Origin of the sequence: Pseudomonas sp. R84 (genome assembly GCF_009834515.1) — a bacterium.
Classification (GTDB): domain Bacteria; phylum Pseudomonadota; class Gammaproteobacteria; order Pseudomonadales; family Pseudomonadaceae; genus Aquipseudomonas.
The window spans coordinates 4,706,519-4,729,812 of record NZ_CP019426.1; the positions used below are offsets into that span (position 1 = coordinate 4,706,519).

Consider the following 23,294-nt stretch of genomic DNA (forward strand, 5'->3'; position numbering starts at 1 on the left):
CATTTGTAGGAGCTGCCGCAGGCTGCGATCTTTTAGCTATTAATGGATTGTGAGGTTTTTATGTTTGATTATTCCGCTCGTCCCGAATTGCTCAAGGATCGGGTCATTCTGGTCACCGGTGCCGGTCGTGGCATTGGCGCGGCTGCGGCGAAAACCTACGCCGCCCATGGCGCTACGGTATTGCTGCTGGGCAAGACCGAGGCCAATCTGGCGCAGGTGTATGACGAGATCGAAGCTGCCGGGCATCCGCAACCGGCGGTGATTCCGTTCAACCTGGAAACCGCCCTGCCCCATCAGTACGATGAACTGGCCGCGATGATCGAGACCGAGTTCGGCCACCTCGACGGTTTGCTGCACAACGCTTCGATCATCGGCCCACGCACGCCGATCGAGCAGTTGTCCGGCGAAAACTTCATGCGCGTCATGCAGGTCAACGTCAACGCCATGTTCATGCTGACCAGCACCCTGCTGCCGCTGCTCAAGCTGTCACAAGACGCCTCGGTGGTGTTCACCTCCAGCAGCGTCGGCCGCAAGGGTCGGGCGTACTGGGGCGCCTATGGCGTGTCGAAGTTCGCCACCGAAGGCCTGATGCAAACCCTGGCCGATGAAGTTGACGGTGTGGCGCCAGTTCGCTCCAACAGCATCAACCCGGGCGGCACCCGCACCAGCATGCGCGCACAAGCCTATCCGGGCGAAAACCCGCTGAACAATCCGACACCGGAAGAAATCATGCCGGTCTACCTGTACCTGATGGGCCCGGACAGCACCGGCATCAACGGTCAGGCGTTCAACGCGCAATAACTGCCATACGTCGCATTTGTTGCCGCGGCAGATTCCTGTCGCGGCATGCATTTGCCGCCCGAGAGCGTCACAATCCAGTCAATTTTCCAGCACCCACCTCCCACCTTCAAAGCCAACCCATTGATTGCAAACGGTTTAAATAAAACCGAACCGAATGGCACGACTTTCGCTCTAATTTCCCTCAAAGCAAGCCGCGTGAAGGCAATGGGGCGAAGCCGATTTCGATAGCTGACTAATCGTCATCCGGCAGACTAGACTTACGCCAAACGTCCTACGGGACTGATGGATCAGTATGACGCGCAGCCCATAGCCGCTCTCACCCAGCCTGTAAGACGGACTTACCGCTAAGGGTTCACGCCATATGAAATCACCCTCCCAGACCAATGCAATTGACTTTGACAGTGCCAAATTGCAACGCCTGGGCTTTGGTCAACTGCCTCCCCTTCTGGAGCGACCGGCCAGCCTGGCGCAATTGCGCCAGCAAATGAGCCTGCAACTGCAGACCAGCCTTGAGCCGCAACGCATCCTCGGTCTGTTTTTCCGCGAAGTTCAGCGCCTTGTGCCGCTGGACGCGCTCAGTTACGTGCACCAGGGCAGCGATTTGCGCCTGGAGTTCGGCACCCGCGGCCACCATTCGATCAGCTATAGCCTCAGTCACGAAGGCGAGCACATGGGTGAACTGATATTCCGCCGCAATCAGCGCTTCAACGAACAGGACCAGGGCAACCTTGAATCGCTGTTGTCGTCGCTGCTGTACCCGATGCGCAATGCTTTGCTCTACCGCGCCGCCACACAGAGCGCCCTGCGTGATCCGTTGACCGGCGCCGGCAACCGTATCGCCATGGAGCAGACCTTGCAGCGCGAGATCGACATGTCGCGTCGGCATGTGCAGCCGCTCTCGGTGCTGATGCTCGACATCGATCACTTCAAACGGGTCAACGACAGCCATGGTCACAGCGCCGGCGATGACGTACTAAAAGCCATCGCCGCGACCATCAAGGCGCAACTGCGCAACGTCGACATGGTGTTTCGTTACGGTGGTGAAGAGTTTTTGGTGCTGCTGTCCAATACCAGCCGGGATGCGGCGGCAATGGTCGGCGAACGTCTGCGTTATGCGACGCAGGCAGCGGAATACTATGCGGATGGGCAGTTGATCGAATTGACTGTGAGCCTGGGATGTTCGACGTTGTTGCCGGGCGAATCGGCCGACAGCTTGCTGCGCCGCGCTGACAGTGCGTTGTATGTGGCCAAGCGTGAAGGTCGCAACCGGTTGGCGATGGCGGGCTAAGGCTTTCCAACCAACACAAAACAGTGTGGGAGCGAGCCTGCTCGCGAATGCAATCTGACATTCAACCATGAGTTGACTGACGGACCGCTTTCGCGAGCAGGCTCGCTCCCACATTGGTTTTGCGATAAGCCGAAATCAGCTCTCGACTACGGCCCTGCGCTCTCGGTTGACCAACAAGCGTTCCGACGTCTCAAGCTGCATACAACGCTCCAGAAACAGATACATGTAGTCGTAGCTCTTGCACACAGCCTGACGCAGTTCGGTTTGCAATGCCTTGCTCGGGTTCATCCCGGCCAGGGTGCAGATGATTTCCAGCGCTTCCCAAGGGTGAGCATCGTCGTACTGGGCATGCATCTTCAACCACTTCATCGCGCGCTTGCGATCCTCTTCGGGAAACGCTGCGGCGTACACGCCGGTGGAGCAGACCAGCGCCGACCACTCCCCGGTCGCGCCTTCGATGGCATAGTTGGTAGCGGCGATGGCCACAATCAGTGAGTCGGCTGAACTGGTGTGCCAGCACCAATGACTCAAGGCATGCAGTTCCGGCGGCACTTGCTGGGCCTGAAGGTCTTCCAGACTGACGCCATGGGCACGACTCCAATGCACCCAGTAATCGGCGTGATTGAGTTCAACGCGGATATTGCGCATCAGCCAGCGCCGCGCCATGTCTTCGCCCGGGTGACGGGCAAATCTGGTTTTGGTGAGGTTCTGCGCCATGTACAACGCAAACTGCTCAACCACCGGCCAGCCCCCGATCAGGTACTGACGCATGGTTCTGGCGCTGAGTTTGTTATCACGCATGCGCAGGTAAAGTTCATGTTCGACAACCCGGCGCTTGCTCTCGCTGCAATCCTCAATGAGCTGTTGTGCCCATTCTGGATAACTTGCAGCTTCCATGAGTGGTCCGGTTCGGTTGAATGTGTCGATCACTGTTCGGCTCCTTTTGATTTGTGATTGTAAGGATCGGCGAGAGACTTCAACGGAACGTGCCAGGCGCTTTGAATAACAGCGGTTGCGGCCTGGCGGGCCGACTTTGCAAACTGTCACAGGTAAACAACTGTGGGCGTTCTATAACATAACCCTGAGCGTAATCCACACCAATCTCAAGCAACGCCTGCTCGATCTGGGTTGTTTCAACAAACTCGGCAATTGTCTGCTTACCCATGACATGCCCGATGTGATTGATCACTTCGACCATTGCGCGGTTAATCGGGTCGTCCAGCATATCCTTTACGAAACTCCCGTCGATCTTCAGGAAGTCTACAGGCAAATGTTTCAGATAAGCGAACGAAGACATTCCGGCACAAAAGTCATCTAACGAAAAGTAGCAACCTAACCCTTTGAGTTCATTAATAAATCTTATTGCGCTGCCCAGATTTGCAATTGCACTGGTTTCTGTAATTTCAAAACAAATCATTTCAGGCGGTATTGCATAGTTAACAAACTGCTCGCGCAGAAAGTGCAAAAACGCGTCATCTCCTATAGTAATGCCTGACAGATTAATCGCACACATTGCTAATGGCTCTTGATGTTCTTGCGCAATACATTGAGCAATAACCTTGAATACGTTCTGAACTACCCAACGATCCAGTTGACTCATCAAACCATAGCGCTCGGCAGCGGGAATGAAACTGTCCGGCAGGATCATCCGTCCGGCTTCATCATGCAGACGCAGCAGAATCTCGATGTGCCCACCCTTGTTGTCGCCCGGTTTGAGCGGGGCGATTTCCTGGGCGTACAGACAAAAACGGTTTTCCTCCAGCGCCATGTGCAGACGCTGTACCCAGGCCATTTCGCCAAAGCGCAGCGACAGCTCGGAATCGTCGGCGTGATAGACCTGCACACGGTTGCGGCCTTTCTCCTTGGCCATGTAACAGGCCATATCGGCCGCACGCAGTGAGGCTTCGAGGGTCGTCGGGGTTTGTGCGATATGCACCAGACCAATGCTCACAGTGGTCAGGAACGGCCGCCCCTTCCAGACAAAATGCAGATTCTGCACAGTCTGGCGCAGCGCCTCGGCAATCTTCTCCGCCGCGTCCGGTGCGCAGTTCTCCAGCAAAATTCCGAACTCATCACCCCCGAGTCGTGCCAGCGTGTCCCCCTCGCGCAACCCTGATTGCAGCAGCGTGCAAATGTGCCGCAACAACTCATCACCGGCGGCGTGACCACAGGTGTCGTTGACCAGTTTGAATTGATCGAGATCGAGGAACATCAGCGCATGCCGACCGGAATGGCGCGTGAGGTTGTGCAGTGCCTGCTCCAGGCGATATTCGAACTCGCGGCGGTTGGCCAGTCCGGTCAGCGCATCATGGGTGGCCTGCCACGACAGATTGGCGATGTATTGCCGCTCCTGAGTCATGTCGTGCAGCACCAGCACCGTACCGCTGACCTTGCCGGCATTGCGGATCGGTGCGCCGACCAGCGTCACCGACAACGTCGTGCCATCCAGGCGCTGGATCAGTTTCGAATGCTCGCTGCCGCCACTGAGCTGGCCACTGAGAATGTGCTCGATCAGCGTCAGGCCTTCGGCCTGGGCATTGTCGTCGAGCAAATTGAATAGCGCTGCCAGCGGCAGCCCGGCCGCCTGCTCGGCTTTCCAGTGGGTCATGGCTTCGGCAGCTGGGTTCATGTAATCGATGGCGCCGCTGACATCGGTGGTGATGACGCCATCACCGATCGAATGCAGCGTGACGTGCGCCCGATCTTTCTCCAGTTGCAGCGCCTCGGCAAAGGCGTGACGCTGCTTGAGCAGTTTGTGTGTGCGCCACAAGGCCAGAACGATCAACCCCAGCGCCGTGGCCAGGTTGGTGAACAGCAGCAGACGCATGATCATTCGCGAGCCTTCGCCCAAGGCATCGCTGAAAGCCTTCGCTGCTGGGGTGACGCCGTCATTGATGGCGAAAATCCGTGCCTTCCAGCGCTGGATATCAGCGCTGCTGGCGGTGTTATCTGAAATGCTGCGGTGCATCTCCTGCGCCACGTCATCCAGCTCGACCAGATAGGCGTCACCGACGGTCCAGCGATCGATGGCGGTTTCCAGATAACTGAAATGGCGGAAGTTGAGGTATAGCCAGATCAGGCTGGAGACGTCGTCCGGGTGGTTGCCGCCCTTGAGAATACCTTCGCGCGCAGCGGCCAGATCCGGCGGTTGATGATCCAGCGCCAGACGCAACTGATGCCCGCCTTGCGGCACGGCAATCGCGTTGCGGTATTTGAGCAAAATGGCCTCGTCGCGGCTATCGGCATACAGATTGAGGTAGTAGATCGCGTCTTTCTGACCCTTGGACCAGAGGCTTTCACCGGCGACGTAACCGCGAACGGCCGAGAGCACGTAAAGACTCACGCCGCCCAATAACGCTTGAAATAACACGACGGCAATAAATGGCCACACGATGCCCAACAACCGTGGCGTTCCGAGAGTCCGCTTTTGCTTCATGAGATCCCTTGCGCAAGCACTGCCAGATGAACACCGGAAAATCCTGCTCCTGACAGCTCAGCCTAGGCTAATTTTCGACAAGTCAAAGGGACAGCTATGCCGTCCTCTAGGTCGATTGTGCACATGGCTGGTCTGCTTGAGCGTTCCGGTTGAATTTACTCAATGCAATTCAAGCACTAAGCACAGAAACCGGAACGAAACTCAAGGGCGCTGGATCTGCTGCAGGTGACCATAGAGCTTGGCATACAGACCGCCATCGGCGATCAGCTGCTGGTGATCGCCGTCCTCAGCGACCTGACCGCCATCGAACACCAGCACGCGATCAGCCTGTTTCACCGCCGACAGTCGATGAGCAATGATCAGTGTGGTGCGGCCATTGAGGAAGCGCGCCATGGCCTGATGCAGGTTGTACTCGGTGGCGGCGTCGAGGGCCGAAGTGGCTTCGTCGAGGATGACGACTTTCGGCTCGGCGAGGATCATCCGGGCGATGGCCAGGCGTTGGCGTTGCCCGCCCGACAAGCGCACGCCGGAACGGCCGACAATACTGTCCAGGCCATTGGGCAAAGCACGGATGGTCGCTTCGAGCTGAGCGATTTCCAGTGCCTGCCAGCACGCTTCATCACTGCGAGTGCGGCCCATGGTCAGGTTGGCGCGCACGGTATCGTTGAACAGCGCCGGGTGTTGCAGCACCACCGCGACGTTTTCGCGAACCGTGTCGAGGCCGATCTCCTGCTGGGTCGAACCGCCGAAACGGATGGTGCCGGCCAGCGGCGTGTACAGCCCGAGGAGCAATTGCACCAAGGTACTTTTGCCACCGCCACTGGCGCCAACAATCGCGACTTTTTCACCGGGAGCAATCGACAGATTCAGTTGATCCAGCACCAGTTCATCACCGTAGCCGAAGCTCAGGCCTTGCACCTGAATGCCGACGGTGTCACGCCCCTTGAACGGATCGACACTGCCGGAATATTGCGGCTCATCGGCACGTGCCAGCAGTTCGTTGATCCGCGCCAGCGCCCCGCCCGCCGCGTAATAGGCGTATTGCAGATTGAGCAGTTGTTCGACCGGGCCGATCATGAACCACAGGTAGCTGAACACCGCGAGCATCTGGCCTATCGACAGATCGGAGAACAACACCGTGAGCATCGCCGCCGCACGAAAAATGTCGATACCGAACTGAAACAGCAGACCACTGGCGCGGTTGGAGGCGTCGGTTTTCCACTGCGAGTTGACCGCGTAATTACGCACCTCCTGCGCACGCAGGCCGAGTCGCCCGAGGAAGAAACCCTGACGGTTGCCAGCACGGATTTCCTGAATCGCATCAAGGGTTTCGCTCAACGCCTGAGTGAAGCGCGAGGTACTGTCGTTCTCGAGTTTCTTCAGGTGTTTGACGCGTTTGCCCAACTGCACCGTGGCGTAGATCACCAGCGGGTTGAACAGCAGAATCAGCAGCGCCAGCTTCCAGTGCATCCACATCAGGATGCTGGCGGTGCCGACCAGTGTGAGCATCGCCACCAGAAAGCGGCTGAGGGTTTCGCCAACGAATTTGTCGAGGGTATCGAGGTCCGTGACCAGGTGCGTGGTCACCGTACCGCTACCCAGGCTTTCGTATTCGCCGAGGGAAATACGCTTGAGGCGTTCGATCAGACGCACGCGAATGCGATAGACGATGTCTTTGGCCAGCCGTGCGAACAGCCGTGACTGCAAAACGCCGAAGCTCAGTGAGCCACATCGCAACGTCAGGGTGACCAACAGCATCAGACCGATGTAACCCGCCGCCTGCTGCCACATCGTCGGCAGCACATGGTTCATCACTTTCAGTGCCGCGTCGCCGTGGCCGAGCAGGACTTCGTCCACCAGCAATGGCAACAGCAATGGGATCGGCACGCTGCACAACGTCGCCAGCACAGCCACACCGTTGGCGATCCACAGGGATTTTTTGTGAGTGAGTGCCAGTCGCCGGACTTCTGCCCAGCTCAGCCGGTCGACACGCTTTACGGCTGGCGTGTCATCGGCCGAATCAGACACAGGCCGCACGCTCCAGCCATCGACCCAGTAACGGCGACAGTTCACTGAGCGGTTGATAGCCGTTGGTCAGCAGCGCCAGTTGACCGTTGCGCTCGGCCAGCAGGGTCGGGAAACCGGCGATACCGAGATCCTGTACCCAACTGAAATCGGCCTGAGTCGCTTTGTGTTGATCGGCATGATCAAACAACGCAGCGAATTCGATACGCGGCACGCCGGCCTGCTCTGCCAATTCCACCAGCACACTGGCCTGGGTGACATCGCGACCTTCTGCGTAAAACGCCTGCTGGATCAGACCGACCAGTGTCCACGCGCAGTCCGGCGCCAGACTGCGCGCGGTGACGATTGCGCGGCAGGCCGGCTCGGTGTCGTAGACAAAACCGTCGGGCAACGCGCCGTCAAACTTGAACGGCTGGCCGGTGGCCTCGGTGACCGCTTGCCAATGCTCAAGAATGTAGCGACGCGTGGTCGGCTCCAGCGCCGAACCGCTGCCGGTGCGCAAACCGCCGACCACCAGATGCAACTCGACCCCGGCTGCTTGCGCCTGCTCGACCAATGCCTTGGCCACCGGAGCAAATCCCCAGCACCACGAACACATCGGATCCATCACATAGAGCAGGCGCGCAGACATGGTTAAGCCTCGGTGGATGCTTGCTTGTAGTTGTAGCCGATCGGGTGCGGCATGTTGCGCGCCTTGGCCAGTTCGATCTGCTTCTGCCGATCGATCGCGCTGCGGCGGGTTTTCTCGCTGAGCTTGTCCCAGCAATGCGGGCAACTGATGCCAGCGACGTAATGCTCGGAGGCGCGATCTTCAACACTGACCGGTGTGCGGCAGGCATGACATTGATCGTAGTCGCCTTCGCTGAGGTCGTGACGCACGGTCACGCGGTTGTCGAACACAAAGCAGTCGCCCTGCCACTTGGTCTCTTCCTGCGGCACCTCTTCAAGGTACTTCAGGATGCCACCCTTGAGGTGGTAAACCTCTTCATAGCCTTCGCCGAGCATGTAGCTCGAGGCTTTCTCGCAGCGAATGCCACCGGTGCAGAACATCGCGACCTTTTTGTGCACGGCCGGGTTGAAGTGTTCTTTGATGTAGTCGGGAAATTCGCGAAAACTGGTGGTTTTCGGATCGATGGCGCCTTCGAAGGTGCCGATCGATACTTCGTAATCGTTGCGCGTGTCGATCAACAGCACTTCCGGGTCGCTGATCAACGCGTTCCAGTCTTGCGGATCAACGTAAGTGCCGACTTTTTTGTTCGGGTCGACGCCTTCGACACCGAGGGTGACGATCTCTTTCTTCAGTTTGACTTTGGTGCGATAGAACGGCTGCTCGTCGCAGTACGACTCTTTGTGATCGATGTCGATCATGCGTGGGTCGTTCTTCAGCCAGGCGAGCAGGCCATCGATGCCTTCGCGGCTGCCGGACACCGTGCCGTTGATGCCTTCTTCGGCGATCAGCAGGGTGCCTTTGATCTGGTTGTCGACCATCGCTTGCAGCAGAGGCTCGCGCAGGTTGACGTAATCTTCGAGGGTGACGAACTTATACAGTGCCGCCACGACAATCGGTTGTGTCATGGGTATTTCTCCAGGTGGCTACCCTCGCAAAGGGTGAACCGGATTCAAAAAAAAACGCGCCGGGTGAGCGGCGCGTTGCGGATTCTAGCAAAAAAGCAGCTTCAAGCGGCGAGCTTCAAGCGACAAGCCAAGAACACTCGCCTTTAACTTGCAGCTTGCCGCTTCAAGCTTGCGGCTGCCGTCCTCCGGCACAGGTTGGCGACGCCGGGGCGGCGCCAGTCTCTGCCCATTCCTGCGGGGTGTAGGTGTGCAGCGCCAACGCATGGAATTCGCCCATCAACTCGCCGAGCGTGCCGTAGACTTTCTGGTGACGCTTGACCCGGTTCAGGCCGTCGAACTGCGCGCTGACCACCACTGCCTTGAAGTGCGTCTGTAACCCGCGACTGTGCATGTGGCTTTCATCCAGCACTTGCAGGTGCTCAGGCTGAAGCAGGCCCAGCGTCGATTCGATGCGTTGTTGCATGGTCATCACGAACTCCGCTTACTTCTTCTTGGCCGGCGCAGCAGCGCCTTTCGGGTCCAGCTCTTTGGTCATGTCGTCGAGCAACTTGTTGACGACTGGCACGGCGCTTTCCAGTTTGGCTTGGGTCATCTGGGCCGATTGCTGGGTCAGCTGCGGCATTTTTTCCAGGACTTTCTTGCCCAGTGGCGACTGGTAGAACGCGACCAGGTCTTTCAGCTCGGATTCGCTGAAGTTAGTGGTATAGAGCTTGACCATGTCAGGCTTGAGCTTGTTCCAGCCAATGGCCTGGTCCAGAGCGGCGTTGGCCTTGGCCTGGTAGGTTTCCAGCACGGCTTTCTTGGCTTCCGGGGCTTTGGTCTGTTCGAAACGCTGAGCGAACATTTGCTGCACTTGCATGTACACCGGAGTGCCCAGCTTGTCAGCGTGCGCCAGGGTCAGGAAAGCTTCAGCACTGGCGTTGTGGCTGGCGGTATCGGCAAGCACCTGGCCGCTGGCGCAAACCAGTGCAACCGCGGTGCAGATGGCACGAAGACGAGTCATCGAGTTTCCTTTTCAGCTAGGCGAGGTAAAACCCCAAGGGCGACCATTCTGCGCCTAAAAAACCTCGTCGCTCAACCCCCGAGCCTTGCCGCGCTTGATTGGCCGGGTTTTACCGGTCAACAATCGGATCGAGGGAACCACCTGGGTCCGACCGGGCCTAAACTGCGCAAACGAACCAACAGGAGTGTGCACGATGAGCCGTATCGAAACCGACAGTCTGGGCCAGATCGAAGTCCCGGACGACGCTTACTGGGGTGCTCAGACGCAACGCTCGCTGATCAACTTCGCCATTGGTCAGGAACGCATGCCGCTGCCGGTCCTGCACGCCCTGGCCCTGATCAAGAAAGCCGCCGCCCGGGTCAACGACCGCAACGGCGACCTGCCCGCCGACATCGCCCGCCTGATTGAGCAGGCCGCCGACGAAGTCCTCGACGGCCAGCACGACGACCAGTTTCCACTGGTGGTGTGGCAGACCGGCAGCGGCACCCAGAGCAACATGAACGTCAACGAGGTGATTGCCGGTCGCGCCAACGAACTGGCCGGCAACCCGCGCGGCGGCAAGACGCCGGTGCACCCGAACGATCACGTCAACCGCTCGCAAAGCTCCAACGACTGTTTCCCTACCGCGATGAGCATCGCCACTGCGCAAGCGGTGCAGGAACAACTGCTGCCGGCAATTGCCGAGCTGTCCGGCGGCCTCGCCGAACTGGCGGCGCGGCACATGAAACTGGTGAAGACCGGGCGCACGCACATGATGGACGCGACGCCGATCACCTTCGGTCAGGAGCTGTCGGGTTTCATCGCGCAGCTGGATTACGCCGAGCGCGCAATCCGCGCCGCGCTGCCGGCGGTGTGTGAACTGGCTCAGGGCGGCACCGCGGTCGGTACCGGGCTGAATTCGCCACACGGTTTTGGCGAGGCGATTGCCGCAGAACTGGCGGCGCTGTCCGGCCTGCCCTTCGTCACCGCGCCGAACAAGTTCGCCGCCCTCGCCGGCCACGAACCGCTGACCAGCCTGTCGGGCGCGCTGAAAACCCTCGCCGTGGCGCTGATGAAAATCGCCAACGACCTGCGTCTGCTCGGCTCCGGGCCACGCGCAGGTTTTGCCGAAGTGCGCCTGCCGGCGAATGAGCCGGGCAGTTCGATCATGCCGGGCAAGGTCAACCCGACCCAGTGCGAAGCGCTGTCGATGCTCGCCTGTCAGGTACTGGGCAATGACGTGACCATCGGCATTGCCGCCAGTCAGGGTCACTTGCAGTTGAACGTGTTCAAACCGGTGATCATCCACAACCTGCTGCAATCAATCCGCCTGCTCGCCGATGGCTGTAGCAACTTCCAGCAGCACTGCATCGCCGGGCTGGAGCCGGATGCCGAGGTCATGGCCAGACATCTGGAACGTGGGCTGATGCTCGTGACCGCGTTGAACCCGCACATCGGCTATGACAAGTCTGCGGAGATTGCCAAGAAGGCCTATAGCGAAGGACTGACCTTGCGTGAGGCGGCGTTGGCGCTGGGGTATCTGACCGATGAAGAGTTTGATGCCTGGGTGCGGCCGGAGAATATGATCGAGGCTGGCGCCAAGGGCTTAGTTTTGTAGCGTTTCTTAATAAGTCATCGCGAGCAGGCTCACTCCTACAGGGGGAATGCGTTCCAAATGTAGGAGTGAGCCTGCTCGCGATGGCCCTGACGCGGTTAGCCTGCTGCCATCTTCATCCGCCGCGCCTTCAACCCGGCAATCAACGAAGGCCCCAACGCCACCAGTGCCGACCCCAGTACCACCAGCACCGCCCCGCCATAGCCCAGCGCATTGATCTGCTCGGCACGCACATATTCGGGCCAGATCCCGGCCGCAATCGCCACGGCACCAAACGTTACCAACGGCGTAATCGCCAACGTCGCACTGACCCGCGACGCCTCCCAGTGCGCCAGCGCCTCAGCGAACGCGCCGTAGGCAATCAGCGTGTTCATGCAGCATGCCAACAGCAGCCAACCCTGCAGCGGACTCAGATTCAACGCTTCGAGCGGATGCACCCACGGCGTCAGCAACAGTGCACAGAACAGATAGATCACCATCATCACCTGCAGCGAATTCCACACCGTCAGCAATTGCTTCTGGCCCAGCGCATAGAAGGTCCACACCGTCGACGCCAAAAGCACCAGCAAAACCCCTGCGGTGTAATCCGACAGCGAGGTCAGCAGCTCGGCCAGGCGCTGATTGAAGAACAACACAAAACCGATCAATAGCACCGCCAGACCAATGCCCTGACCGATACTGAAGCGTTCCTTGAACACAAACAGACTGGCGATCAGCAACATGATCGGGCCCATCTGCACCACCAGTTGTGCGGTGCCGGGGCTGAGCAGATTGAGACCCATCAGGTACAACACATAGTTGCCGACCAGCCCGAGCACCGCCATCAGCACCAGCCAGCCACCCTTGGGCCCGAGCACTTTACGGCTGGGCAGGCGCTTCACTGCCGCCAGATAGATGAACAGACAACCACCGGAAACCAACAGACGAAACCAGGTCACCGTCACCGGGTCCATCACCAGCAAGACTTGTTTGAGTTTGATCGGCAGAATGCCCCACAGAAACGCGGTCAGCAGCGCCAGGAACAGACCGTAGACCCAGCGACCGGATGAAATGTGCATGCGAACCTCAAAGCCTGCTGACAAGTGCGCCCATTCTAGGCGCGCGATCAGACGGGTCACAGGGACAGTTAAGGCCAGGACGCGAATAAAACTGTGCAGGTCGCAGCATTAAATTGGCGTGCCGCCGTTGATCGGCTGGACGGGCGCGTCAAGTGCTTCAGGCATAAGCTCATTGGATCCCTTCCAGCACATCAGCCAAGGAGACCGATCATGTTAGGAATGCGCGCCCGCGACAGCGCCCCCGAAATGCACTTTCGCAGCGACCGGGTGTGCCGGATCAATGGCGAACTGTTTTTCAGCACTCGGGAAAATACCCTTGAAGGGCCGTTTGAGAATACCGAGAAGGCTGAGCAGGAAATAAAGGCTTATATCGCGCGGATGCAGCTACAGGATAACAACCGGTAAACCCGGTCGATCCCTTCGCGAGCAGGCTCGCTCCCACAGGATTGGGGTGAACATGAAAACTATGTACACCCTTAACCCATGTGGGAGCGAGCCTGCTCGCGAAAGCGGTAGATCAGACACCAAACAGGTCAGTGCTTAGCGAACCGCCTCAAACAACCCGGTAGCGCCCATCCCCCCGCCCACGCACATCGTGACAATCCCATAACGCAGATTACGCCGCTGCAACTCGCGCACCAGATGCCCGACCTGCCGCGATCCGGTCATGCCAAACGGGTGGCCAATGGAAATCGAGCCGCCGTTGACGTTGTACTTGTCGTTGTCGATCTCCAGCCGATCCCTGCTGTACAGGCACTGCGAAGCAAACGCCTCGTTCAACTCCCACAAGTCGATATCCGCCACTTGCAAACCCTTGGCCTTGAGCAGTTTCGGCACCGAGAACACTGGACCAATGCCCATCTCGTCCGGTTCACAACCGGCCACGGTGAAACCACGGAAAAACGCTTTCGGCTTGAGGCCCAGTTGCAAGGCTTTTTCCAAGCTCATCACCAGTGTCATCGAGGCACCGTCGGACAGCTGAGACGAGTTGCCCGCCGTCACCGAACCGTCCTCGGCGAATACCGGTTTTAGTCCAGCGAGGCTTTCGTAAGTGGTGTCCGGGCGGTTGCAATCGTCGCGATCCACCACGCCATCAAGAATCTGCACTTCACCGGTGTTCTTGTCCTCGACACGATACTTGACCACCATCGGCACGATTTCATCGTTGAACAGCCCGGCGGCCTGCGCCGCCGCAGTGCGAATCTGACTTTGCAGGGAGTAACGATCCTGCGCTTCACGGCTCACGCCATAACGTCGCGCGACCACTTCGGCAGTCTGGCCCATCGTGTAATAAATACCCGGCGACTGCTGCTTGAGCACAGGGTTGATCAGGTGATCGTTGTTGACGCTTTTCATCGTCAGGCTGATCGACTCGACGCCGCCGGCGACAATGATGTCGCTGCAACCCGAGGCAATCTGGTTGGCGGCAATCGCGATCGCCTGCAAGCCTGAGGAACAAAAACGGTTGAGGGTCATGCCGGCGGTGCCGGTGCCCAGACGCGAGAGCACCGCGACGTTGCGGCCGATGTTGTAACCCTGCGCGCCTTCGTTGGAGCCGGCGCCGACGATGCAATCCTCGACGCTGGCCGGGTCGATGTCGTTGCGCTCAAGCAGCGCGTTGACGCAATGAGCCGCCATGTCATCGGGACGGGTCTGGTTGAACTTACCGCGAAAGGATTTGGCCAGGCCAGTCCGCACACTGTCGACGATCACCACTTCACGCATGGCATACCTCATTGTTCTGGTCAGTTGAGAGTGGACCGAGCATAAGTCCACCGCATCAACCACCGCGACAATCATTCACCCCGCGTATGCGCGTCTATCGGCTCAGTCCTTGTGCTTCTTCGCGTGCTTGTCGGATTTCTCGAAAGCCTCTTCCAGGGCACGGTTGATCGTACGCAGCACTTTGACCCGTGCCCAGCGCTTGTCATTGGCTTCAACCAAGGTCCACGGCGCGATCTCGGAGCTGGTGCGATCGACCATATCGCCGACGGCGGCACGGTATTCATCCCACTTGTCGCGGTTGCGCCAGTCGTCCTCGGTGATCTTGAAGCGCTTGAACGGGATCTCTTCGCGTTCCTGGAAACGCTCCATCTGCGTGTCCTTGTCGATGGCCAGCCAGAACTTGACCACGATGACTCCTGCGTCGGCCAGTTGCTCTTCAAAATCGTTGATCTCGCCATAGGCGCGCAACCAGTCGGCCGGCGTGCAGAAGCCTTCGACGCGTTCGACCAGCACGCGCCCGTACCAGGAGCGGTCGAACACGGTGAACTTGCCGCGCGCCGGAATGTGCCGCCAGAAACGCCACAAGTATGGCTGCGCACGCTCCTCTTCAGTCGGCGCGGCAATCGGCACGATGTTGTATTGACGTGGATCGAGCGCCGCCGCCACCCGGCGGATCGCCCCGCCCTTGCCCGCCGCGTCGTTGCCTTCGAACACCGCCACCAACGCGTGGCGGCGCATGCGTTTGTCGCGCATCAGCCCGGACAGGCGCGCCTGCTCGGTGATCAGTTGTTCTTCGTAGTCTTTCTTCTCAAGGCGCTGGGTAAGGTCGAGACTGTCGAGCAGGTTCAACTGATCGACCGGTGTACCCAACGGCGCGGCGCTGACATCGTGCGGATGCACGTCCGCACGCTTCAGCGCATTTTGCAAACCTTCGAGGAGAATCTTGCCGACCGCCAGGCTACGGTAGTTGGCGTCAGCGCCTTCGATCACGTGCCACGGCGCGTAATCACGGCTGGTACGGCGCAGCACGCGCTCGCCGTATTTGACGAACTTGTCGTAGGTTTCCGATTGCTGCCAGTCGAGCGGGCTGATGCGCCAGCTGTGCAACGGGTCATCGGCCAGTGCTTTGAGCCGGGCCTTCATCTGTTTCTTGGACAGGTGAAACCAGAACTTGAAGATCAGCGCGCCTTCATCACAGAGCATCTTTTCCAGACGCTCGGCGCCGGCGATTGCCTGATCCAGACGCGGATCCTTGAACAAGCCATGCACCCGCCCCTGCAGCATCTGGCTATACCAATTGCCGAAGAAAATACCCATGCGCCCCTTGGCCGGGAGCATCCGCCAGTAGCGCCACGCCGGAGGCCGCGACAACTCTTCATCAGTCTGCTGATCGAAGGTGCGCACTTCGATCAGGCGCGGGTCCATCCACTCGTTGAGCAACTTGACCGTCTCGCCCTTGCCCGCACCTTCAATACCGTTGATCAAGATGATCACCGGGAAACGCTTCTGCTGCTGCAACTCGAACTGCGCTTCGAGCAAGGCTTCACGCAATGCCGGGACGGCCGCATCAAAGGTGTCTTTGTCGATGGCGTGACCGATTTCAGCGGATTCAAACATGGGACGGCTCCTTCCAGGATTCAGCAAGACTAGCGGATTGGGCATAGCAACGGCGCAGAAATTCCCGCGAGCGACGGATTGTCCGCGAGTCAGTGACCGCAAGCCTTGCCATGGATCAAGCAGCCCCTGCGCGATCGGCTAGAATGGCCGCCTTGTCGTTGCCGAGCCTGCCATGAAACCTGTATTGCCCCACGCCCAACTCGACTGGGATGACCAGGGACGCCCGCGTTCGCGGGTGTTCGATGACGTGTATTTTTCCGACCAATCAGGTCTGGATGAAACCCGTTATGTGTTCCTCGAACAAAACCGTCTGGCCGAGCGCTTTGCGGCGTTGCCGGCAAGCGGTCGGTTGGTTATTGGTGAAACCGGCTTTGGCACCGGGCTGAATTTTCTCTGTGCCTGGCAGCTGTTCGAGCAGCATGCAGTGGCCGGTGCGCGGCTGCATTTTGTCAGCGTCGAAAAATACCCGCTGAGCCCGGCCGATCTGCAACGGGCCTTGGCCTTGTGGCCGGAACTCAAGCCGTTGGCCGATCAGTTGCTGGCGCACTACGTGGCAATCCATCAGGGTTTTCAGCGCATCACGTTGGCCAACGGCCGCGTGACGCTGACGCTGTTGATCGGCGATGCACTGGAGCTGCTGCCGCAGCTCGACGCGCAGATCGACGCATGGTTTCTCGACGGTTTCGCCCCGGCGAAAAACCCTGACATGTGGACCGCCGAACTGTTTGTCGAACTGGCACGGCTGGCCGCGCCCGGCTCGACTATCAGCACCTTCACCAGCACCGGTTGGGTACGGCGTTTGCTGAATGCCGCCGGGTTCAAAATGAAGCGCACGCCGGGCATCGGCCACAAGTGGGAAATCCTCCGGGGCGAATTTCTCGGCTGGCCAGCGCAGGTGTCGCCGCCTGCTGCGCAAAAGCCGTGGTTCGCGCGCCCTGCCCCGATTGTCGGTGAGCGTCGTGCGCTGGTGATCGGCGCCGGTCTGGCGGGATGTGCCACGGCGTCCAGTCTGGCCGCACGCGGCTGGCAGGTCTCGTTGCTGGAACGCCATGAAGCCGTGGCGCAAGAAGCTTCCGGCAATCCACAAGGTGTGCTGTACCTGAAGTTGTCTGCCCACGGCACGGCGCTGTCGCAACTGATCGTCAGCGGTTTCGGTTACACCCGCCGTCTGCTGGAAACCCTGCAACGCGGCACCGATTGGGACGATTGTGGTGTGCTGCAACTGGCGTTCAATGCCAAGGAAGCCGAGCGCCACGCGCAACTGGCTGAGGCCTTTCCCGAAGATCTTTTGCAATGGCTGGATCAGCCCGAGGCGCAAGCCCGCGCCGGGGTCGGCGTTAGCCATGGCGGTTTGTACTATCCCGAAGGTGGCTGGGTGCATCCGCCGGCGCTGTGTCAGGCACAAGTGGCGCAACCGAACATCGAATTGCTCAGCCACCGTGAAGTACTGGAACTGCACAAGGTTGACGATCAATGGCAAGCCTTCGACGGCGACCGTTTGATTGCCAGCGCAGCGGTCGTGGTGCTGGCCGGTGCGGCCGAAATCAAACGCTTCGCGCAAAGTGCCGAGTTGCCACTCAAGCGCATTCGCGGGCAAATCACTCGTCTCGCCGAAACCGCCGGCAGTCAGACGCTGGCCACCGTGGTCTGTGCCGAAGGCTATGTCGCCCCGGCCCGATTGGGCGAGCACACCCTCGGTGCCAGTTTCGATTTCAACAGCGATGACCTGACGCCGACCACCGCCGAACACCAAGGCAATCTGCTGATGCTCGAAGAGATCTCCAGCGACCTCGTCGAGCGCCTGAACATCCGCGAACAGGCAGTCGAAAACCTTCAGGGCCGCGCGGCTTTCCGCTGCACCAGCCCGGACTATTTGCCGATTGTCGGCCCCCTCACCGATCGCGATGCCTTCCTCGAGGCCTATGCCGTCCTGAGCAAGGATGCCCGGCAAGTGCCGGACATCGTCTGCCCGTGGCTCGACGGTCTGTACGTCAACAGTGGCCACGGTTCGCGGGGCCTGATCACCGCGCCACTGTCCGGTGAGCTGCTCGCCGCGTGGCTGGACAACGAACCGTTGCCGCTGCCCAGAAGCGTGGCCGAAGCCTGCCACCCCAACCGTTTCGCACTACGTCGGTTGATTCGCGGCAAGTAGATCTTCAGTCCAGGGACATCGCACAGATGCCCAGATTCTCCAGGCGGATGGCATCGTCGGTCAGACGCGTCAGCAGAGCGTTTTCGGCCGTCTCCCGTTCAAGTCTCACCGCTTCCATTGTGCTCAGGTAGTCCGCAGAACTGAGCGCATCGGCCTGTTCGAACACGGCATCGAGTTTTGGCGAGAACGTGCCATCAATGCCCGCAAACTGTCGGCCAAACGTGCGCTTGAGGTAATCACTCCAGAACGGCTGGCGCCGCAAGAACTTCAACCACTCGGAAGACAATTCAGCCGTTTTCACCTTGTTCGTCGCCAATTCCAGATCCTCAGCGGTCACTCCCGCCAGCATGGCAAAGCGCATGTTCCGTGGCTGGCCCGGCAAATCCAGCGTATCGGCCAGTCCCACGCGATAGGCCAGGTTCACCTCCAGCGGGTCGGCAGTCGGCACCCTGGCGGCGTGTTCCTGAGCAATCCGGTCCAGTTGATCCAGCCGGAACAGGCCACGTCCCAGTTTCAGCAGCGGTTTGGCCGTAGTGATCCGGCCACCGGCCAGGCTGGTCACCCGATCGACTTCCACGGCGACTTCCAGATAACTGAAGTTCATTGCCGCGCTGTCCGTGCAGTTGATCGGGTTGGCGGCCAGGCTCAGTACCTGATCACACAACGGCGCATCCGCTTCGGCCGCCTCCAGCACAGCCCAGACCCGCCGTTGCATCTCACTGCGCACGCGTTGCGAATCGGCCGTACTGCCCAGTTCCGAGAGCAAGTGAAACAAGCCCTCGGCTCGCGAGTCCTCTTTGAAAGCCGTCCAGACCCTGTTACGCCGAGGCCAGTCATGGCCGACACCATCGTTGAACCAAAGCAGGCGTGCCTGTTGCTCGTCGAGCCGGGCAATGTCGTTTTCCAGATAGCCCATGCCGACACCGACGTTGCCTCGGTAAGTTTCCAGAAAGGCCTTACTGGTTTCGGACAGAGGATTGGCGCGCAGGTTGAGCGCCTGACTAAAGCGTCTCGGCGTCTTGAACAGCCAGCCCGGCAGGTCTTTGATCTGATTACTGCGCAAATCCACCCAATCCAGCGACGGTAGACGCTCCAGGCCCTTGGGCATTTCGGTAAGACCGGTTTCACGCAGCAACAAACGCCGCAAATCAAACATACGGCTCACATCCGGCGTTGCGCCCAGCAAGTTATCGTTCAAATTCAGATGCTGCAGCGTGCGCAACTGGCTGAGCTTCGCCAGCGTCTGTTCGGTCAGCCGGATCTGATTGTTTGCCAGATTCAACCGTGTGAGTCCGGGCATGTGCGACAACATCTCCGGGAGCCGTGTCAGTTTGTTTTCGTCGAGTTCAAGTGATTCGATCTGCTTGAACGCCTTGAGGAAATACGCGACATCGTCATCCTGCGCCATGTTCTTGAGCGACAACTGCTGAATGTGATCGAAGCTCAGCCCCGGTGGCAACGTCGGCAACCTGGCCACGCGCATGCCGTCCAGATTCAGCACACAGACGGACTGGCCGCTTTCGTCCTTCGCCCAAAACAGCCGGCGAAAGCTGTCCTCGATCATCTCGGCCACCGCCTTGCGACTGTGCCGCAGTTCTCGCAGATCGCCCCCGGCTGCTGTCATGGCGGCGTTGTCCTCACTCCAGGTTTTCAACGTGGCTCGCAGTTTTTTCAGGTCCTGCCTTAGCGCTTTCACTCGAACCGCTCGACTCAGCGGATCATCGCCGAAGGTGTCGATCAATTGAATCGCCTGGGTTTCGGTCAAACTCGGGTAAAGCCTTCTGACCTTGCGCAACAAGGCGCGCGGATGATTCGTCGTGGATGAAGGATCGGCTTGAAGACAAGCGTGTTCATAGTCGAGCGGCTCAGCCTTGCCGCTGATCAGGATCCGTTTGCCTGGCTCACGCCCATCCAGTCCACTGTTGAGCAGCACACGACGTAATCGCGCACTGTCCGCCGCTACAGGATCGGGGAAACCCATGGCCATTCGCTGACGCGGCGGCAGCGCTTTGAGCAGTGCGCCATACAAAGCATCCGGCCCGGCGGCAATCTTGCCGAGGGATTTGCCGTCGCCGCCCAATGCTTCATACCCAGCCGCCGATTTGACCAGCGTGCAGGTTTTCAAAGACGTCGCAGCTTCTGGACCGATGCTTTCGAGAATCGGTCCTTTGAGGGTGCGGTCTCGCAGCACCAGACGCAGTTCCGCGTCCCAGCCACTCAAGTGTGGCAACAGTTGAATCGCCAGTTTTTCGGTATCGGCATTGGCGATCTCCGGTAAATCAAAGCCTGTCAGCGCGCGATCAAGGCGTACCTCGCTATTGGCCGCCCGCACCCGCTGCGCCAGCCCCAGGTGCATCCGTCCGGCGCTGTGCAGATGCACACGCTCGACACTGGACGCCCGGTCGATCAGTGCTTGCGCCTCACGGCTGGGAACCTCGGAAAACTCACTGCGCAATGGCCTGAGGTGGTCGGCGTCGCTCTGGTCATAATCTTCGTACAGGCGCTCGAACACAGCGCGACGATCAGCCTTCAGCGCCGCCCCCAGGGTCTTTGCCAACTGTTGCGCTTCAGCGCTGCTGGCGACCTTTTCCCCCAGCAAGGCTTCGACTTCGGAGCGATACAAGCCATCGATGACCGTTTGCAGCAATCGACCGCTGGCCAATTGATCGTCCGTCACCAACACACAAGCCGAATCGTCGTGCACTGGGGTCAGTGGATAGGTCGCCTTGATTTCGCCCTCGGCATCGGTGACTTCAAGATAGCGGTCGTTCGGCCAGCCGGGTAACTTCGGCAAGCCCTGCAACTGCGCCTCCACTGGCTGGCCGGAATGGATTTCGCCGTGCTCCAGCTCGCGGATCAGTTGCCGCAACTGGCGCTCGATGCGCACACGCTCCACGGCATCGCGCAACCGCCCCGGCAGCGGCAGATTGTCATTGAAGATCCGCAGCAACTGCTCGTGCGAGGTGCCACTGAGCCGGCGGATCATATCCAGATCGGTGTCGCTGAACTCACTCAGATTCGGATCGATGCGTTTGAGGGTGTAGGCGGCACTGTTCCACTGCTCGGCATGGTCGGTCGCCAGTCGCCAGCCACCCTCGACATGCCGCTCCAACGGCGGCGCATAAGCCTGCGGGCGCTGCGGATGTTCGAGGCGCCAGCCCTCAGATGCTGAATCGTAGGTAACGGCGAAGATCCGATGGTCGACGCGACCGAGGGTCTTGGCGCCAACCTGATAGAACTCCTCCGAGTTATCGGCCATGGTCACCCCCCAAGGAAGCTGATGCTCATAACTGACCATGTCGGGTTTCCACAGCCGTGGCTTGCCGGACCGATTGAGAATGGTGGTGAATTGCCCGAAAAAATCGGGGTGTGACTTCACCAGTTTGCGGCCGAGCGTGCCGAGCACTTTTTGCCCGCCGGCAAACGCAGCCATCAGCGCGATGTTCTCCACCACACTGAGCAAGTGTGAAAGCGCTTGCTGGTGATCGCCACGGCGCCAGTCCTCGACACCTTCGTAGACCTCGCCCAGTAACTGCCCGACGGCAACGCCCATCATCAATTGCCCGAGCACCGGCACGACCAGACCGGCTACCGAAACCACACTCACCCCCAACTGGAGCATATCCAGCAAGCGTTTCTGGCGCACATCCTCATCGATATCCTCGGTCGGTACCGCCAGCTTGCGCGCATCCAGTTGCAGCTTGCCGACATGGCTTTGCACCATGAATTCAAAGAGCGGCACGCTGATCGGCAGTTGTTTGATGTGCCCCAACTCGGCGGTCTCGGCGAACGTCTTGAAGAAATCCGCCTTGTCATCCTCGTCGATGCTGTTGGCGAAATAATCCTTGTAGCGTTTCTCTTTCAACTGCCGGGTGAGGTATTGCTTGAATGCATTGAAACTGGAGTATTCGTACAGCGGACGTTCTGGCTCTGCGGCCATGTACACCAGGCACCATTCATCCGGATACAGCTCCACGGAACGGGCGGAAAACACCACGACGCCCCAGACACAGCTATCGAGGATCTCGATGCCTTGCATGATCAGCGGGCGCTTGTTGTAGTACAGCGTTTTCGCTGACACCACGCCGTCAGCATCAATCAGTGTCTGCAGCATTTGCAGGCCTGCCGGTGTGAGGTGGTTTTTCAGTACCGCCAGGTGCATGTCCAGTTGCAGTAACAACCTTTTCATTTTCGCGATATCGCGAGTCATCGAACGCGTGGCGATCACCTTGTCGTCGCTGCTGCGCAGACCAAAGACCTGCTGAAAATGCGCCTGATAGCGCTTGCCCAGATCCAGCTCCCGGCAAAACCTGGCGAAGGCAACTGGAGTCAGCCCCTCCACACCCGCCGGCGCACTGCTTATCCGCACCAGACTGCCCTCGGGAAACGAGTCTGTCGCCTCATCTTCGCTGAAGTTCTGCATGGCCGCTTGCAGCAGCGTCTGCGTCGCGTGCGGGATCGTCTGGATACCATCCTTGTCGGTCGATGTGGCCGGGCACCCGCAGTCGACGCCGGGCAGGCTCAACAGATCTTTTTCAACATCAAAGGTCAGCGACCATTTGCTTTTCAAGGCACTGCTCAGTTCGTCAATGCAGAACGCCTGCAAGGGTTTCAGCGCATCCAGATCCTTCTGCACGACAAGCTGAACCGAGTGCAGATCACGGACGGTCTGATCAAGGGCAGATAACGTCGCCGGGGTCGCTTTCAGCCAATGCGCCGGCAGGATTTTCTGCAAGGCTTCGGCGCTGTCCAGATCCCCTGTGGCGTCCAGCAACGCGCTCAAAATCGTGTTTTGCAATAGCTGTTCTTTTTTTGCTTCGGCTGACATTGGCAATAGTCCTTTATTGCGGGTTAGAACATCAACCTTAGCGCTTTCAAGCAATAACCAACAGCTCGAAGTTCTGACAAAAACCCAGCAAACCAACAACGTCTCTCATCATCAGTATAACTATGTACCACCCGCGCGCGCAGGGTGGTACATAGTTATATGCTTCAATCAAAAAATGGTTGTTTGAATAAG

The 23,294-nt window shown here is 59.2% G+C and carries 16 protein-coding genes; 5 read left to right on the top strand and 11 right to left on the bottom strand.

Annotated features, from left to right (window positions below; translation table 11 throughout):
• Positions 1–60 precede the first annotated feature (60 nt).
• Complete coding sequence (locus tag PspR84_RS20745; protein WP_160058961.1) at positions 61–801, top strand: YciK family oxidoreductase; 741 nt, start codon at positions 61–63, stop codon at positions 799–801.
• Between the two features lie 361 nt (positions 802–1,162).
• Positions 1,163–2,089, top strand: a complete 927-nt coding sequence (locus PspR84_RS20750) for a GGDEF domain-containing protein (protein WP_077574025.1) — start codon at positions 1,163–1,165, stop codon at positions 2,087–2,089.
• Positions 2,090–2,224: 135 nt separating this feature from the next.
• Here PspR84_RS20750 and PspR84_RS20755 read toward each other — a convergent pair whose 3' ends face one another.
• The 7 genes from PspR84_RS20755 to PspR84_RS20785 all read right to left on the bottom strand — a co-directional run bounded on the left by PspR84_RS20755 (position 2,225) and on the right by PspR84_RS20785 (position 10,128).
• Positions 2,225–3,019, bottom strand: coding sequence for an iron-containing redox enzyme family protein (locus PspR84_RS20755; RefSeq protein ID WP_160058962.1), 795 nt, complete (start codon positions 3,017–3,019; stop codon positions 2,225–2,227).
• A 46-nt stretch (positions 3,020–3,065) separates the two neighbouring features.
• The gene (locus PspR84_RS20760) at positions 3,066–5,525 is read right to left on the bottom strand and encodes an EAL domain-containing protein (RefSeq protein ID WP_160058963.1); all 2,460 of its coding nucleotides are present in this window, start codon (positions 5,523–5,525) and stop codon (positions 3,066–3,068) included.
• Between the two features lie 201 nt (positions 5,526–5,726).
• Positions 5,727–7,553: an ABC transporter ATP-binding protein gene (locus PspR84_RS20765; protein WP_160058964.1), complete on the bottom strand. Its 1,827-nt coding sequence runs from the start codon at positions 7,551–7,553 to the stop codon at positions 5,727–5,729.
• Positions 7,546–8,148, bottom strand: coding sequence for a DsbA family protein (locus tag PspR84_RS20770; protein WP_174244519.1), 603 nt, complete (start codon positions 8,146–8,148; stop codon positions 7,546–7,548). The genes PspR84_RS20765 and PspR84_RS20770 overlap by 8 nt, the downstream gene beginning before the upstream one ends.
• Before the next feature lie 35 nt (positions 8,149–8,183).
• The gene (locus PspR84_RS20775; protein WP_160058966.1) at positions 8,184–9,125 is read right to left on the bottom strand and encodes a rhodanese-related sulfurtransferase; all 942 of its coding nucleotides are present in this window, start codon (positions 9,123–9,125) and stop codon (positions 8,184–8,186) included.
• 163 nt (positions 9,126–9,288) lie between these two features.
• A complete protein-coding gene (locus PspR84_RS20780; RefSeq protein ID WP_160058967.1) occupies positions 9,289–9,594 on the bottom strand; it encodes a BolA family protein in 306 nt (101 codons plus the stop codon).
• 12 nt (positions 9,595–9,606) lie between these two features.
• Positions 9,607–10,128, bottom strand: coding sequence for a DUF2059 domain-containing protein (locus PspR84_RS20785; RefSeq protein WP_016986973.1), 522 nt, complete (start codon positions 10,126–10,128; stop codon positions 9,607–9,609).
• Positions 10,129–10,321: 193 nt separating this feature from the next.
• Here PspR84_RS20785 and PspR84_RS20790 point away from each other — a divergent pair, with 193 nt between their 5' ends.
• Positions 10,322–11,725, top strand: coding sequence for a class II fumarate hydratase (locus tag PspR84_RS20790; protein ID WP_160058968.1), 1,404 nt, complete (start codon positions 10,322–10,324; stop codon positions 11,723–11,725).
• 95 nt (positions 11,726–11,820) lie between these two features.
• On the opposite strand, the gene PspR84_RS20795 is transcribed toward PspR84_RS20790, so the two are convergent.
• Positions 11,821–12,780 (bottom strand): DMT family transporter, encoded by a 960-nt coding sequence (locus PspR84_RS20795; RefSeq protein ID WP_160058969.1) that lies wholly within the window; start codon positions 12,778–12,780, stop codon positions 11,821–11,823.
• Positions 12,781–12,990: 210 nt separating this feature from the next.
• Here PspR84_RS20795 and PspR84_RS20800 point away from each other — a divergent pair, with 210 nt between their 5' ends.
• A complete protein-coding gene (locus tag PspR84_RS20800) occupies positions 12,991–13,185 on the top strand; it encodes a DUF6316 family protein (protein ID WP_160058970.1) in 195 nt (64 codons plus the stop codon).
• A 135-nt stretch (positions 13,186–13,320) separates the two neighbouring features.
• Here the strand turns inward: PspR84_RS20800 and PspR84_RS20805 are convergent, their stop codons facing one another.
• Entirely contained in the window at positions 13,321–14,505 is a 1,185-nt protein-coding gene (locus PspR84_RS20805; RefSeq protein WP_160058971.1) for a thiolase family protein, read from the bottom strand.
• 102 nt (positions 14,506–14,607) lie between these two features.
• Entirely contained in the window at positions 14,608–16,122 is a 1,515-nt protein-coding gene (gene pap / locus PspR84_RS20810) for a polyphosphate:AMP phosphotransferase (RefSeq protein ID WP_160058972.1), read from the bottom strand.
• A 172-nt stretch (positions 16,123–16,294) separates the two neighbouring features.
• On the opposite strand from pap, the gene mnmC reads away from it, so the two are divergent.
• Entirely contained in the window at positions 16,295–18,274 is a 1,980-nt protein-coding gene (gene mnmC, locus PspR84_RS20815; RefSeq protein WP_160058973.1) for a bifunctional tRNA (5-methylaminomethyl-2-thiouridine)(34)-methyltransferase MnmD/FAD-dependent 5-carboxymethylaminomethyl-2-thiouridine(34) oxidoreductase MnmC, read from the top strand.
• 4 nt (positions 18,275–18,278) lie between these two features.
• On the opposite strand, the gene PspR84_RS20820 is transcribed toward mnmC, so the two are convergent.
• Entirely contained in the window at positions 18,279–23,102 is a 4,824-nt protein-coding gene (locus PspR84_RS20820; RefSeq protein WP_160058974.1) for an NEL-type E3 ubiquitin ligase domain-containing protein, read from the bottom strand.
• Between the last annotated feature and the right edge of the window lie 192 nt (positions 23,103–23,294).